At 65.6% G+C, this 506-nt stretch carries 2 protein-coding genes; both read left to right on the top strand.

The window, feature by feature from the left end; translation table 11 throughout:
- A partial coding sequence (locus JMF90_RS39910; protein WP_236598169.1) for a PfkB family carbohydrate kinase occupies positions 1-279 on the top strand: 279 nt, incomplete at its 5' end.
- A 64-nt stretch (positions 280-343) separates the two neighbouring features.
- Positions 344-506 (top strand): NAD-dependent epimerase/dehydratase family protein (locus JMF90_RS39915; RefSeq protein ID WP_201326638.1); only part of this gene is annotated, 163 nt, incomplete at its 3' end.

A 506-nucleotide genomic window follows, 5' to 3' on the forward strand; every position in this document is an offset into this window, starting at 1 on the left:
AATCTGCGTGCGGAGCTCGGCATCGACGCGCTGTTGCTCACCCGTTCGGAAGAGGGCATGACGCTCTTTTCCGCGGGCGGCGAACTGCATGCACCGGCGCTCGCGCGCGAAGTGTTCGACGTGTCGGGCGCGGGCGACACCGTGATCGCGACGGTCGCGACGATGCTCGGCGCCGGTGTGCCGCTCGTCGACGCCGTGGTGCTCGCGAATCGCGCGGCAGGCATCGTGGTCGGTAAGCTCGGCACGGCCACGGTGGATTACGACGAACTGTTTCACTGAGCGCATTCGGCGGCGCGACGAGCGCGCCGCACGAGTGGCTCGCACTTTTTCAGGCAGGACGATCATGACCCTCATCGTCACCGGCGCAGCCGGTTTTATCGGCGCGAACATCGTCAAGGCGCTCAACGAGCGCGGCGAGACGCGCATCATCGCGGTCGACAACCTGACCCGCGCGGACAAGTTCCGCAATCTCGTCGACTGCGAGATCGACGACTATCTCGACAAGA

It is taken from the genome of Burkholderia sp. E168m23 (assembly GCF_016586125.1).
GTDB classification, from domain to species: Bacteria; Pseudomonadota; Gammaproteobacteria; order Burkholderiales; family Burkholderiaceae; genus Burkholderia; species Burkholderia orbicola.